General features: G+C 35.1%; 14 protein-coding genes. 9 read left to right on the top strand and 5 right to left on the bottom strand.

What is annotated here, in order from left to right; all coding sequences use genetic code 11:
• Positions 1 to 408 precede the first annotated feature (408 nt).
• Positions 409 to 2,199, top strand: coding sequence for a L,D-transpeptidase (locus ABX784_RS11700; protein ID WP_372655228.1), 1,791 nt, complete (start codon positions 409 to 411; stop codon positions 2,197 to 2,199).
• 56 nt (positions 2,200 to 2,255) lie between these two features.
• Here ABX784_RS11700 and ABX784_RS11695 read toward each other — a convergent pair whose 3' ends face one another.
• From ABX784_RS11695 to ABX784_RS11685, 3 genes are read right to left on the bottom strand one after another with little or no spacing between them, the layout of a single operon-like run.
• Entirely contained in the window at positions 2,256 to 2,915 is a 660-nt protein-coding gene (locus tag ABX784_RS11695; RefSeq protein ID WP_372655227.1) for a metallophosphoesterase, read from the bottom strand.
• Positions 2,912 to 4,051 (bottom strand): sugar MFS transporter, encoded by a 1,140-nt coding sequence (locus ABX784_RS11690; RefSeq protein WP_372655226.1) that lies wholly within the window; start codon positions 4,049 to 4,051, stop codon positions 2,912 to 2,914. Before ABX784_RS11690 ends, ABX784_RS11695 begins: the two co-directional genes overlap by 4 nt.
• Positions 4,048 to 4,401 carry a hypothetical protein gene (locus ABX784_RS11685; RefSeq protein ID WP_372655225.1) on the bottom strand — a complete coding sequence of 118 codons (354 nt, stop codon included), beginning with the start codon at positions 4,399 to 4,401 and terminating at the stop codon, positions 4,048 to 4,050. The genes ABX784_RS11690 and ABX784_RS11685 overlap by 4 nt, the downstream gene beginning before the upstream one ends.
• A gap of 44 nt (positions 4,402 to 4,445) precedes the next feature.
• Here ABX784_RS11685 and ABX784_RS11680 point away from each other — a divergent pair, with 44 nt between their 5' ends.
• Together ABX784_RS11680 and ABX784_RS11675 are read left to right on the top strand one after the other, a co-directional pair.
• Positions 4,446 to 5,216: a nitroreductase family protein gene (locus ABX784_RS11680; protein WP_372655224.1), complete on the top strand. Its 771-nt coding sequence runs from the start codon at positions 4,446 to 4,448 to the stop codon at positions 5,214 to 5,216.
• Positions 5,216 to 5,764: a hypothetical protein gene (locus tag ABX784_RS11675; protein WP_372655223.1), complete on the top strand. Its 549-nt coding sequence runs from the start codon at positions 5,216 to 5,218 to the stop codon at positions 5,762 to 5,764. The genes ABX784_RS11680 and ABX784_RS11675 overlap by 1 nt, the downstream gene beginning before the upstream one ends.
• Here ABX784_RS11675 and ABX784_RS11670 read toward each other — a convergent pair.
• Positions 5,751 to 6,605, bottom strand: a complete 855-nt coding sequence (locus tag ABX784_RS11670) for a RimK family alpha-L-glutamate ligase (protein ID WP_372655222.1) — start codon at positions 6,603 to 6,605, stop codon at positions 5,751 to 5,753. The two genes, ABX784_RS11675 and ABX784_RS11670, sit on opposite strands and share 14 nt — an antisense overlap.
• Before the next feature lie 76 nt (positions 6,606 to 6,681).
• On the opposite strand from ABX784_RS11670, the gene ABX784_RS11665 reads away from it, so the two are divergent.
• The 5 genes from ABX784_RS11665 (at position 6,682) to ABX784_RS11645 (ending at position 11,583) form a co-directional block, all read left to right on the top strand.
• Positions 6,682 to 7,119, top strand: coding sequence for a response regulator transcription factor (locus tag ABX784_RS11665; RefSeq protein WP_372655221.1), 438 nt, complete (start codon positions 6,682 to 6,684; stop codon positions 7,117 to 7,119).
• Between the two features lie 161 nt (positions 7,120 to 7,280).
• Positions 7,281 to 7,775, top strand: a complete 495-nt coding sequence (locus ABX784_RS11660; RefSeq protein WP_372655220.1) for a DUF4402 domain-containing protein — start codon at positions 7,281 to 7,283, stop codon at positions 7,773 to 7,775.
• 123 nt (positions 7,776 to 7,898) lie between these two features.
• Complete coding sequence (locus ABX784_RS11655; protein WP_372655219.1) at positions 7,899 to 8,678, top strand: hypothetical protein; 780 nt, start codon at positions 7,899 to 7,901, stop codon at positions 8,676 to 8,678.
• On the top strand, positions 8,675 to 11,188 hold the full coding sequence (locus ABX784_RS11650) for a hypothetical protein (protein ID WP_372655218.1): 2,514 nt from the start codon (positions 8,675 to 8,677) through the stop codon (positions 11,186 to 11,188). Before ABX784_RS11655 ends, ABX784_RS11650 begins: the two co-directional genes overlap by 4 nt.
• The gene (locus tag ABX784_RS11645) at positions 11,185 to 11,583 is read left to right on the top strand and encodes a DUF4402 domain-containing protein (protein WP_372655217.1); all 399 of its coding nucleotides are present in this window, start codon (positions 11,185 to 11,187) and stop codon (positions 11,581 to 11,583) included. The genes ABX784_RS11650 and ABX784_RS11645 overlap by 4 nt, the downstream gene beginning before the upstream one ends.
• Here ABX784_RS11645 and ABX784_RS11640 read toward each other — a convergent pair.
• Positions 11,580 to 11,855 carry a hypothetical protein gene (locus ABX784_RS11640; RefSeq protein ID WP_372655215.1) on the bottom strand — a complete coding sequence of 92 codons (276 nt, stop codon included), beginning with the start codon at positions 11,853 to 11,855 and terminating at the stop codon, positions 11,580 to 11,582. The genes ABX784_RS11645 and ABX784_RS11640 overlap by 4 nt on opposite strands.
• Before the next feature lie 322 nt (positions 11,856 to 12,177).
• Between ABX784_RS11640 and ABX784_RS11635 the strand changes: the two genes are divergently transcribed.
• Positions 12,178 to 12,946: CocE/NonD family hydrolase (locus tag ABX784_RS11635; protein WP_372655214.1), on the top strand; the 769-nt coding region annotated here is incomplete at its 3' end.

Here is a 12,946-nt window from a genome sequence, read left to right as displayed (position 1 = left end):
TTTGATCACAAGAACCTATTAACTTCTTGTATTTAGACTTAATTTCTTTTGATCTCGTTAAGCTCTTCCAAGCTGAATCACAACTCTCTGTTCTTGCAAAAGCAGAGGTACTAGTAAGGAGGGTAAAAAGACATAAAGTAGCTATTCTGTTCACTAAGGTTCCTAAGTTACGAGGTGCACCGAATGTAGGACCATTGCATTAATAGTTCAAGTAAAGTTTTAACCTTTCTTATAGTTCCTATTAGTCTCCAAAGCCTCATGCCTTAGTAATCTCAGTTGGTTATCTGATTACAGCCACTTATCAATTGTAATCTTTACAAGACTAAGGGGGATGTGTTGCGATGCGTCGCTAGATTGTGTACCTTGCGCTCGTCAAAGAAATTTTAAAAGATTTGTCAGGAGACATCTATGAATAAATCACTTTTAATTTTAGCCATGTCTGGCGTACTCGCTACAAGTTGTGGTGGGAGAAATGAAAAGTATCCTAATACTGGAACTGCCGCTTACGAAAAGATGGTAGGAGCAATGACTTCAATTGATGAGGTTGAAGTTGGTAAAGATTATTACACAACAACTGGCTTGATTGTAAGAAATGAGAGTGGTCGTAGACTAGGCTTATTATCTAAGAATGATAAAGTGACTGTTGTTAGTTTAAATGGTCTTGAAGGTAAACAAGACTATGTTGAAATAACTTTTAAAAGAAAAAGTTACCAAGAGATAGATGAGGCAGAGAAGTATTTTGTTTCACTTAAGTACTTACTAGACAAAATCGTTGACCATAAAGATTTTGATGGAAAATATTTTGTTATTCAAAATATTGCGACAGAAAGACTTAGAGTTTATGAAAAGTCATGTAACTCTAAAGATGTATGCGTAAATAAAATGATTATGGAAACTGAAATGGCAGTTGGAGAGGATGATTCAGAAAATAGAACAAGAGTTGGATCATACCGCATTACTGAGTGGTGGAAGTTTTATCAAGATCATGCTGCCCACTATCCTTCATGGTACAGAGATGGTTACCCATCTCCTCCTGAACAAGGATCATCATTCCTAAAGTGGTTTAAGAATAAGTATATGCCAAAAGAGAATGGTGAAAGAAAAGGTGATATGAGAGGAGCATTTGGTTGGTATACTGCCTATGTTGGTCCTAATCATAACGCTCAATGGACTCATGGTACTGTTGGTTGGGGAGCAGATAAAGATGCTCTAATTAAAGCGACTAAGAGTTACTTTACAAATGTGTTTGCAAGTCCAAGAAGTTCAGGTTGTTCTAGGTTGAATAATGAGGCAATTGCTTACCTTCGTGAAATTTTACCTGTGGGAACTCCTATAGTTAAAGTTTATGCAAAAGAGGCCTTACTCAATGGTCACAGAACTGACTATAAGAATAAGACAAGCAACTGGAGTTATGTTTTAACTAAGAACAATGCATACTCAACAACAAACTTCTCAGCTGATAAAGAAAGCGTTGAAAGTAGAAACGTTCCTGCTAACAGAAGATTAGAAGAGGGAACATTTGTTATGGATGCGTATCCAACAATGTTTAACTTTATTGATGGTGAAGATGTTGGAAAGATGGAAGCTAAAACGAAAACAACTGGTAACGTTTATAGAGTTCCAGAAGCCTCAATGAAAGGTGTTCTCTATGTCGATGCAGGTTTACTTGAAGACTATGCACACCCAAGAGATGAGAAAATTGGTAAAGGTGGATTTAAAGATGAGTATGCTCCAAAGTATATGATCATGGATAAGTCTGTTGATAAGTCGTTAGCTTTATATATTGCAGATAAAGATCAGCCAGAGAATGATAATGCAGGAATAGAGTATCACGAGACTATTAAAGTAGAGACTAGAGGTAGTGTTGATATGAGCTTTGAAGATGATAACTTCACTTCAGAGATCTCAAACCTTTACATAACAGGTAACAAAGTTGAAAGAGATAGTAGTCCAAAGATTAGACTACAATTAGGGGTAGGAGCATTTGTAAACTTTATTATGGCACCAGTTGAAGATGATGAATGGGATTTAATTGTTTCGAATGAAACTGTAAACTCTACTAATTCTACAGTGAAGAAGTTTATGAAAAGATTTTTCAAGAAAGGGAACGTAGTTCCTGTAAACATCGAAGTCGGTAAGAACGAAATTACGATTGAAAAGACTAAAGGTCGTAATATTGATTTTACTTACAGATTCTAAGAAAATCTTAAAGACGCCAGAGAAGAGAATTATTTCTCTCTCTGGTTTTTTTTGGTTTAAAGTTCAAATGTTATTGGTTTAAAAGTAGGCTTATAACTCTCATCCATTATGCTCGCATTCACAAATAAAGTTCCATTTCTTTCAATTGTTCCGTGAGAACCATGTATATGGCCAAAGATATGCGCCTTTAACTGTAAGTTGTCCACGGTGTTTAATAAATCAATGTCACCAAGCTTAGGGCTATTTTCTTCTGGAAAAGCTTGATCTAAAACTCCAAGAGGAGGTCCATGGGTGATTAAGATATCTGTGTCTTTAGGAATAGAGTTCCAGTGCTTAAGAATCTCTTCTCCAGCTGCTCTGTTAAATGCCCAGTTTCTATATTCAAGGTTAATCGGACTTCCCCAGATTTTGATACCATCAATTTCAATTGCTCTATCATTTAGAACTATTACATCTTCAAGAAACTTTGAGGCAAATTCGTAATCAACTTCGAAGATCCAATCGTGGTTTCCTGGAACGAGAATAACATGTTTATATCTATCTCTAATAGAGCTAAACCAATTCTTTAGATCAGTGAGCTCACTCACCATTAACTCTCTATTGGAGCTAACATTCTTTGGCAAAAGAGAGAAGTCTCCTGCATGAATGAGTATATCACCTTGAGGTAAATCCGTTAGGTAGGCCTGGTGTGTATCAGAAATGGCAACTATTTTCATAAGAGAGTTTTATCACTCTTTAGGAAGATAATTAAGGCGCAAAGTGCAATGAAGGTGAGTAGTGGGCAAAGTAGTAACGCAATATTTGCTCCATAGGACTCATTTACGAGTCCAAAGAGAAAGTGCATCATCGCCAATAGTACCCCTATCCAAGTCATTACTGAGGTGATCATATAATCACTTTTAGTTTTAAATGTTTCCACTAAGAAGTCCATTCCCATTGGAAAGGCATAGGACATAGTAAACCCACATAAACCCAAGAATAGAGGATGGATATATATACCCAAGAAGAAACAGATCATCGTAGTTATGTGTGAGAAAATCATTAGGTATTCACTCTTAAAGTTAAAACTTTTAAGAGAGAAAAGTAATCTTCCTGCACTTAGACTTAGAAAGAAAAAGCTCAAGTAGTACCCAGAAGTTACCTCATCGTACTTTAATACAGTATTGAGATAGTAGGGAAGCCTACTCGAGAGAACTAGCTCACTGGCAACATATGCTCCTAAGAGCAGGCCAAAAAGTACTCTAAATCTTAATGGGACCTTCTGATTTTCTTTATTTTCACTCTCTTTTATCTGCGGGAGAGTTTCTGTCTTGGCAGTGATTACAATTACTAGGAAGGCCATTAGACCACTAATTACAAAGTAAACCTTCCAGTCACCACCTAACTTAATGATAAAGGCGAGAAGAAAAGGAGCTAGAAGAGAAGAGAATCCGTAGATTGCATGTAGCCCTGAGAATAACCTCTTTCTTAAAGCGTTAGTTGAACCCTTTATTACAAGAACGTTCATTGTAATTGTACAAACTGCGAGCCCAAGGCCTAGGAATATAGAGCTCACTATAAGGTAGGTATAGCTTGCCTGATGACCAGTGACATACATTAGTAGACCACTGATAGTCATTAAAAGGAGTGCTACTCTTGCTGAGACTACTGGGCCAAATCTAGGAAGCCACTTGGAGGCGGTAAAGTTAACAATTAAACTAATTAAACTCGCTACCGAGAAAATATAAGAACCCTTAGCTGGGCCTATACTTAAGTCTGAAAGAATAGAGTTATAGGTAGGTGAGCGACCATTGTCTAAGAAAGATAGTGCAAAGAGACTTAAGTACGCAAGGGTGACAAATCTCCAGTTCATATATTTCCACGATCGTAGAGCTTCCTACACTTTGGTAGGCACTCATTAATAGATCTAACCCTCTTTCCTAGCTTAATGCCTTTTTTATTTGCGGCGAGGTCTTCAAAATCAGGCGTACCATAGCCTAGTAAGTCAGCGATTTCTTTTGCTAACCCTACTGCCCAGCTCTCTGCAGCACTACATTTCTTACTCAAAATACATGAATAAGAACAATGTTTCACTTTATCGAATTCAGTTTCTGGAACTATTGATTTATATTTATGTAAAGTAAGTGCCGAGCAGAGGAATTTCTCTTTGGCAGACAAACTTATATTTATTGATAATAATAGAAAAATTACAATGTACTTCATTTGTGCACTCTATAAATATTAGAGTTCAAAGAAAAGGAAAAATAATGAGCAGTGACATATTTTCAGAGGTTAAAGATACTGGCTACAGAGAGGAGCTAGAAGAGATTAATAGTGAGGAATTTTTCAAGGTCATCAAGAGTAGAAGAAGTGTCAGAGTCTTTAAAGATGAGCCCGTAAAGCATGAAGATATGCAGAAAATTTTAGATGCTGCCATTCTCGCTCCCAATTCCTCAAATCTACAGCCTTGGGAGTTTTACTGGGTTAAGAATGAGAGTAAAAAGAGTGAACTGGTTAAGGCCTGTCTTTCTCAGCCAGCGGCCGCAACAGCTCCTGAGCTCATTGTATGTATTGCGAGAACCGATACCTGGAGAGATAACGCAAAAGAGATGCTTGAGCTCTTAAATAAAAAAGAGGGAGTACCTGCAGCAGCGAAGTCTTATTATCAAAAATTAGTTCCGCTTGTTTATACTCAAGGTCCATTAAGTATATTTGGTTTCTTTAAGAGACTTGCAATATTTATAACTGGCTTTAAAAAGGTAACTCCTAGAGAACCTGTTTCTAATTCGCAAATGATCACATGGGCGACTAAGTCCACAGCTCTGGGTTGTGAGAATATTATGTTAGCAGCAAGAGCTCTAGGGTATGACTCATGCCCAATGGAAGGAGCTGACTCAAAAAGAATCAAAGACATTCTTCACCTTGGAAGTGGTGCTCATCTGGTAATGGTTATCAGTATCGGTAAGCGCGATGAGAAAGGTGTCTATGGAGAGCAGATTCGCTTTGATAGAAAAAAGTTTATAAAAATATTAGAATAATGAATGACGTATTTTTAAAAAGTATTCAAATTATAAAAAATACAATGAGTGAAACAGGCTTTTTGCGTGGAGGTCTATTTGATTCATATTGTGGAAAATACCACTGTGACTGTTCGTCTTTAGTCTCTTCAATTTTAAAGATTGAAAATAAAGAACTCTTTCTTAAAATAAGTAAAGGGAGAGATAACTTAAAGAGCTTTGAATACTTTGACTTTGCTAAGAGAGAAGGGAGCTATGTCCGCTCGATCTATGACGTTAGGCCAGGAGATATTCTTTGTTGGAAAAAAGATCATATTCCTAAAAGTGGAGACAGTGGTCATATGGCGATTGTTATCTCCACTCCAGTCATGGAGTCTCAGAATTTATTTAGGGTACGAGTCTTCGACTCATCAAAAACTCCACACTCATCAGACTCTCGAATGAATGGAGGAGTGGGGGAAGGAGATCTCTTTGTTCAAATTAATGAAGATTCAACCATTATAGGTGTTAAGTGGAGTCTCGAACTGAGCAAGGTTAAAAGAACAGATATCTTATCTATTCGCTTTTAACTCTCTTTACTATAGCATTGCAAAATCTCTGTGCAGAGTCTTTATCAAAGCTTAAATATAGCGCAGGTTCAATAAGCTCTACCTCTCCGATATATCTCCATTCATTCTCTTCATTTTTTAATAAATCAACACGAGCAAATAGGGAATCAGTTGTAATAGACTCTAATACTTTCTTACTATAATTAATTGTTTGAGAATCTGGAGAAAGTGGAGTTATCTTACTGCCAAATTCTTCTTGAGATCTAAACTCATTCTTTTTTGGAACCTTTAAAATTGCGTGCGAAAAATCACCATTAAAGAATATAAGAGAAACTTCTCCGTCTGTGGAGATACTATCTTGAAAAGGCTGAATTAATTCTTCATTATTATTTTCAACCACTGCATTTAAGTTATCTTTTTCTATAACCTGGATGCCTGAAGCACCTGCTCCAATAAGCGGTTTAATTATAATTTTATCACTTTGAAATTTTGTAAACGCCTCTTCTATTGTGTCTTGAGATACTTTACTCTTTAACGAAGGGACTATTTCAAATCCTCTTTCTTCTAAGTCGAAGAGATAGGATTTATTAAAGTTATTCATTACAATCTCATGAGCATTGAAAAGTTTTACTTCTCTTGGAAGCTTATTAATGAATGATTTAAATTGTTCTATCTTCTCTGTGTAGTCCCAAGTTGACCTAATGAGAATACAATCAAAGCTACTCCAATCAACTGTAAGATCGTCCCAAATTTGAAAAACTGCCTCAATCTCTTGTGATTTTAGGAGGGGAATAATTAAGTTATCGTCATTACAAGCGTTTACGTCTATTTCACTACAAGTAAGAATTGCGAGCTTTATCATACTGATATTCCTGTGTTTTTCATTTATTAACCTTAACTTAAAGCTAGTATAAGCTTTTATGGTTCACAATTGTAGTATGGAACATAAAATACTAATGGTTGATGACTCTGAAGAGATGCATGAGCTGTATAAGAAAATTATTGAAAAGATGAACGCAAGGAGACTTGGGATGCAGTTTACTCTTGATCACTGCTTTCAGGGAGAGGTTGGTGTTCTTAAAGTTAGAGAGTCTTATCGAAATAAATCTCCTTACTCACTCGTCATCATGGACATAAGAATGCCCCCTGGAATTGATGGTATTCAGACCATTAAGCATATTAGAGAAGAGTATCCTCAGACTGAGTTTATTGTCTGTACGGCATTTCAGCAGTACTCATGGGATGATTACTTGGAAATCTTTGGGCCTACAGATAAAATTCTCTATATAAATAAACCCTACAATAAAACCACAATGAAGCAGTTAACTTTATACGTCTGCTCAAAGTCTTCTTGTGTAGATTCTAAAGCCTCGTAAACTTATTTTGTTTCCAATTGCCCCTCTATAACTACTTGTTAAGTAAAGATTTATTGATATTTAGTTATCTAATTGGCTAGATTTACTTAAGAGTTAAGAAAGTAAACCGATACCTTGATATCAATATTAATAAAGTTAACCATTCTAATTTAGGGGGAATGATGAAAAAGACTTTTAAAAAGATCTCAACAACTATGTGTGTATTAGGACTTTCAACAGCTGGATTTATGTCAATGGATATTGCTAAGGCCGCTTCTGATTCGGCACAAGCTCTTGCAGTAGTTACTGCAGCAATTAATATTACTCAGGTTGCAGACCTTGACTTTGGTTCTGCCGTTCAGGGTGATGCTGCCTCTACAGTTGCTCCTGCTGATGGTACTGCTGGTGAATTTGCGGTTACTGGACAAGCGAGTACGGCGTACACAATTACGCTACCTGCTGACTCTACTGTAACTATGATTACTGGTGGTGGAGCAAGTGCTGATGAGCAAATTGGAGTAGATTCATTTGTTTCAACACCTGCTGCAGGTGCAAATGGATTACTTGACGGTACAGGTGCTCAGACTTTAAAGGTTGGAGCAACTAGAGATGCTCTGTCAGGGACTCAGGTTGCTGGTAGTTACGCAGCAAGTTTCACTGTAGATGTAGTTTACTAATAATTACAGATATATAGCTTATCTAGGCCCTTCTATTCACAGAAGGGCTTTTTATTGCCTCCTTACAATGATGAAGATTCTTTGAGACAATTGACTTAACTAACTGATAAGATGGAGAAGTTAATGAAATTAAGTCTGCTCGTTTTGGCCGTAATAAGTTTCTATTCAATAGGTGTGAGCGCAAGTTTGCAGGTATTCCCAACCAAGGTGAAGCTATCAACGAGATCAAAAGTTTCAACAATTACAATTAGAAATAAAGGATCATTTAAAACAACTTATAAATTGAGTGCAATTTTCTATGAGCAGTCCTTTGATGGTCAAATGAAGAGAATAGAAGATCCAGGCGTTGAAGCAAATTCTATTATTAAGTTTCTTAGATTCTCTCCTCGCCAGGTCACTCTTGCTCCAAATGAGGAACAAGTCGTTCGCTTTATGGTTAGGAAGACGTCTAAGTTAGCTTCAGGTGATTACCGAGCACACATAAGGTTTGAGCCAATAAAAAAAGAAGAAGAAAAAGACAGTGCTAGAAATAACCTTGTGATGATGAAAATAGATGCAAGGATAGCAATCAATGTTCCAATTATTTATTCCCATGGAAATGCAGAAGGAAAAATTAAATTAAAAAACTTTTCTATCTCTTCGAATGAGAAGGGAAGTTTTTTCAATGTCATCATGGAAAAAGATAATTCTATTTTTCCTTTTGGAACATTTAAAATTTATAGAGTGGAAAAAGATAAAGAAGAGTTTATCACTGTCGTAAATGGAGTGAGTTCATATATTCCAGAAAGAAGATTTACATTTAAAATAGAAGACTTTGATAAAAAGAGTGGTGAGTATGAAATTAGATTCTATAAGAATGAATTTTCTAAAACACATTCTGCGATGGATAAGTTTAAGCTTTGAAAAAAAATATAGGAATAATACTTTTCATTATTATGAATCATGTATTCGCTCAAGATGAATGGTATAACTATGAAAGAATAATGCTTATAAAGTCTCAAAGACACTTTATACTCAGTGAAGGTCTAATCACTTATAATAAAGATAATAAGTGGTACTTACCTCTAGAGGACCTTTTTGATGCCATAGGCATAGAGTATAAATTTGCAAAGAACCAAAGAGTTATTGAAGGATTTGTTTTCAATGAGAGAAATAGCTATAGAATAGATTTAAATAGTTGTGAAATATTTATAAATGACTCTAAAGTGAGTTTTGATTGCAATAGTTTCATTCCATTGGATGACTTCTTATTGGTGGATACTCAGACTCTAGAGTTACTTACAACTATTAAATTTAATATACAATCTTTAAACTCATCAATTATTTTAGATTACGAACCTTTATTTCCTCCTGAAGAAAGAGAAAAAAGAAACTCTAAGAAAAGTGGAGCTAAGAAGAGTGAAACTTCCTATCCTGTTGAGATAAATAAAAGAGAATGGATTGATGGATTAAACTTTGATCAAGACATATCTCTAGATTCCTTTCGCTCAAGAAATGGAGATATTAAAACATCTTTAAAACATGAAACGGCACTATCGGCAGAAGTCCTAAAATCAGAGCTCTATACTAACTATAGAGGAATAGATGATAAGAAAGAGTCGTATTGGCTAGGACTTGAAAGAAATGACTATAGAAGTCGTGTCTTTGGAGACCTAGGACTTAGTGAAGTGAAGCTTGTGAACTTCAATGCCCCAAGTGTCGCATTAGTCGGGGGAGGACAAAAGTTAACAGGTGCATATTTTTCAAATCGATCACTTCTAAGGCCAATAAACTTTTCCAAAGAAAGTTTCTCTGGAACCCTCGAAAGTGGCTGGGAAGTTGAGCTCTATCATAATGATGTCTTAATAGGCCGAGAGGTTGGAAGTTCGGTTAAGCAAAGATATGAGTTTAACAATATAGATCTATACTATGGTGTGAATAGATTTAAATTTATTTTCTATGGGCCAAAGGGCGAGAGAAGATATGAGAATAAAACATTAAATATTTCAAATACATTCGATAAGAGTAGTCAAGTGACTATCACCGGTGCATTCGGTGAAGATCAAAATGATAAGGAAAACTATAGTCTTTCATTATCTAAGAACATTTTTGATAGAGTTCAATTAGATCTTCATACTGTAAAGAACTATGACTTAAGAACAAATAAAACAAATACATACTATGGTGGAGCCTTTAGCACATTCTTTAATAATACTCTTATTGACACTAATTATATTACAGACGAAGAAGATAGAGTTTTTGAGACATCTGCTAAATTTAATTTCTTAGGTGTAAATACAAATCTTTCATATATCAATAATACTGGAGTAGCTTCAGATACTCTTGGCCATACTAATCCGATAGATTATTCCTGGAATGGTAACTTTTTACTACCATTAAGATTTGTCCAAAACTTACAGATGTTTAATAGCATTAAGTATAAAAAGAAGTATGGAGTTGATGTAAGCTATGTCGATATACTTAGTCGTATCTCATTTTCTATTCAAAATTTATATCTTTCAAATTCAGTTAACGTAGAAAATAACATACTTGTTAATGAGTTCTTCTCAAGATACTCATCTGGGCAAGTAACATATAAATTTACAACAAGAACTGACCGTGATGGGCTCAGAGACAGTGAGGTAGATTACTCATTTTCAAATAGAAGAAAACATAGCTACTCTGGAAGTTTGGCCTATGAATATTCACCTAAAATTACTTCATTAAGTATACGAGCTGATAAAAAATTTAAGAAGATCTTTGCAGGCATATCTCTTGAGGGAAATAGTGAAAGTGAATTTGGTATAGCTTTGAATCTCTCTTACGGAGCCGTCTATGATAGAGATGATGGAATTCATCTATTTAATAAGAGAACAAGTGAGTACGCCAATATAAAGGCACTCGCTTATCATGATATAAATGGAGATGGTAAGAGGGATTCTGGCGAAGAGATAATTAAAAATATTGAATTTTATAGATTGTCTGGAAACGAAAGACAGCCTACAAATGATAGAGGTTATGCATTTTTTACTTTTATACAACCTTTGACTCCGACAGATATCAAAATAAGCCTTGCTGAAATTGATAATATCTATCTTCGTCCTTCTACCATTGGAAAGAGAGTTTGGGGTAGGGCCGGAAAAACAGCTCTTGTAGAGTTTCCGCTACAGATAGAGGGAGATGTTGAAGGTGAAGTTGAACTTATAGAAAGTACAAACAAGAAAGTGAGTCTTAAGGGTAGTATTATTTCAAATGGAAAAACAATAAAGAGTTTTAATATAGAGAAAGATGGTTATTTCTATTCTCAGGGGATCTTACCAGGAGAATATACTCTAAAGGTTGAATGTGATGAATGTTCTTTAAAAGAATTTACAAAGAGGTTTAAGATGCCTTCAGATGGGGATAGTCTTTTCTTTGAGGGAGTTAGATTATGATTAATTTCTTATTATTGATATCTTCATTATACAGCTTTTCTATTCCAATCACTATCACTCACAAACAAGACCTCAATTTTGGTACGGTAGTACAAGGAGACCCTAAAAAGGTAATCTCTCCTAAAGGTAGTGAGCCAAATAATGCGAGGTTTAAAATAAAGGGCGATATTAATACTGCTTACACAATTATACTTCCCTCGCAGATTTTTATATCCCTTGATGGAGCTGGGAACAAAGTTATAAAAGTGAATAAGTTTACCTCTAGACCTACTAATGGAATGTTAAATTCTAAGGGAAAACAAACTGTGAAAGTTGGAGCAACATTAGCTAAGATAGGAGTGAATAAACCTCCTGGAAATTACTTTGGTACTTTTACTATCGATGTTATCTATTAAAAGAATATATCAATATGGAAATTATTCTGTGATTTTACCTCACCACTTCTCCCTGAAGACTTTGTTATAGTTCCTTGTGGTGTTTGAATCATTAACATCTTATTAGGTGACACAACTATACGGTTAGTCTTTATTGTAACCTCTCTATTTACTTTTATTTCTTCAATAATATTTACGTGACCTTCTACGCGCATGTTAACTTTGCCGGATGCAGAGTCGGCCATAGAGATTCTTGAAGTAAATATAAATGCCAAGAGTAGGATGTGTTTCATTTCTATATTGTCTCTTACAAAAGGGCATTTTTTAGAGCTGAATAGGTCAGGCCAAAGAAAGCTCAAAATTTGCTTGCTAAGACCTATTTAATTAAAGAGAGTTTAAGAAAGTGAAGTTTTTTCAAGATATTATATTTAGAATTTTGTAAGTCTAAGTAATCTCGAATACACCTTAGATTATTGCCATATATTTTTATGTTTTATACATCTGTCTATTTCTTTTACAGCTAGAGGTAGGGCGTTACATCTAGTTTCTAGGTATTTAGCTTTGGTACATTTATTGCTCTATATAAAGGACTATAGATATAGCTAAGGATAATTAATGAGCAAATCAAGTTTTATTGTCGTACTTGCACTTTTTGGACTTGTTTCCTGTGCTAATAAAGATGATACAGATAACTTTGTTCAGGCATCATCCAATATTGAGTCTTTAAACCAAGAGCTAAGCTCTAATTCTAATAGTTCATCTAGTACTGTATTTAGCTTAGATAATGATCCAATATCTTCTGGTGAAAGTGTTGTCGGTACTACTAAGAAGTTGTGTGAATTAATTAGTAATAAAAATCTTCACAATCCATTTGAGTATGAGAAGTACTTCGCCGAGTCCTCGGACTTTAGTACTTTCCTTAGGTATACGGTGCAAATAGAGCAGTTATCGAGTGAATGTACTTCAGCTGATATTGTCTTTGACCATTATCCAATTAGTATTGTGAAATTTAATTTAGTAGAGAATAACTCTCTATACGGAATATTTAGAGTCAATAAAGAAAAAAAAATACATCAATACTCTTTTATTCCAGCATCAAATTTAAGTATTGAGCACAAAGATATAGTCATGGATGATGGTAATACACTGTCTTCTTTACTAATAAAACTAGATAATACTAAGAGAACAACAGTGTTGATTAAAACTCCCTACCTTCATACCAATGGAGCCGGAATGTACATGAATATGGCCATACAATTCTTGGATAAAGGTCATAACGTTCTGCTTCAGTCAAATAGAGGCTCTCATGCTTCAACAGGTGTTTTTAAGTGGCTTCACGAAAAAAATATTGAAGACTCAAAGAACTCCATTGATTGGATTACTG

It is taken from the genome of Halobacteriovorax sp., assembly GCF_041587335.1.
In the GTDB taxonomy this organism is placed as follows: Bacteria; Bdellovibrionota; Bacteriovoracia; order Bacteriovoracales; family Bacteriovoracaceae; genus Halobacteriovorax.
Note: the sequence above shows the minus strand (reverse complement) of the source record. Positions and strands in the feature narration are given on the sequence as shown.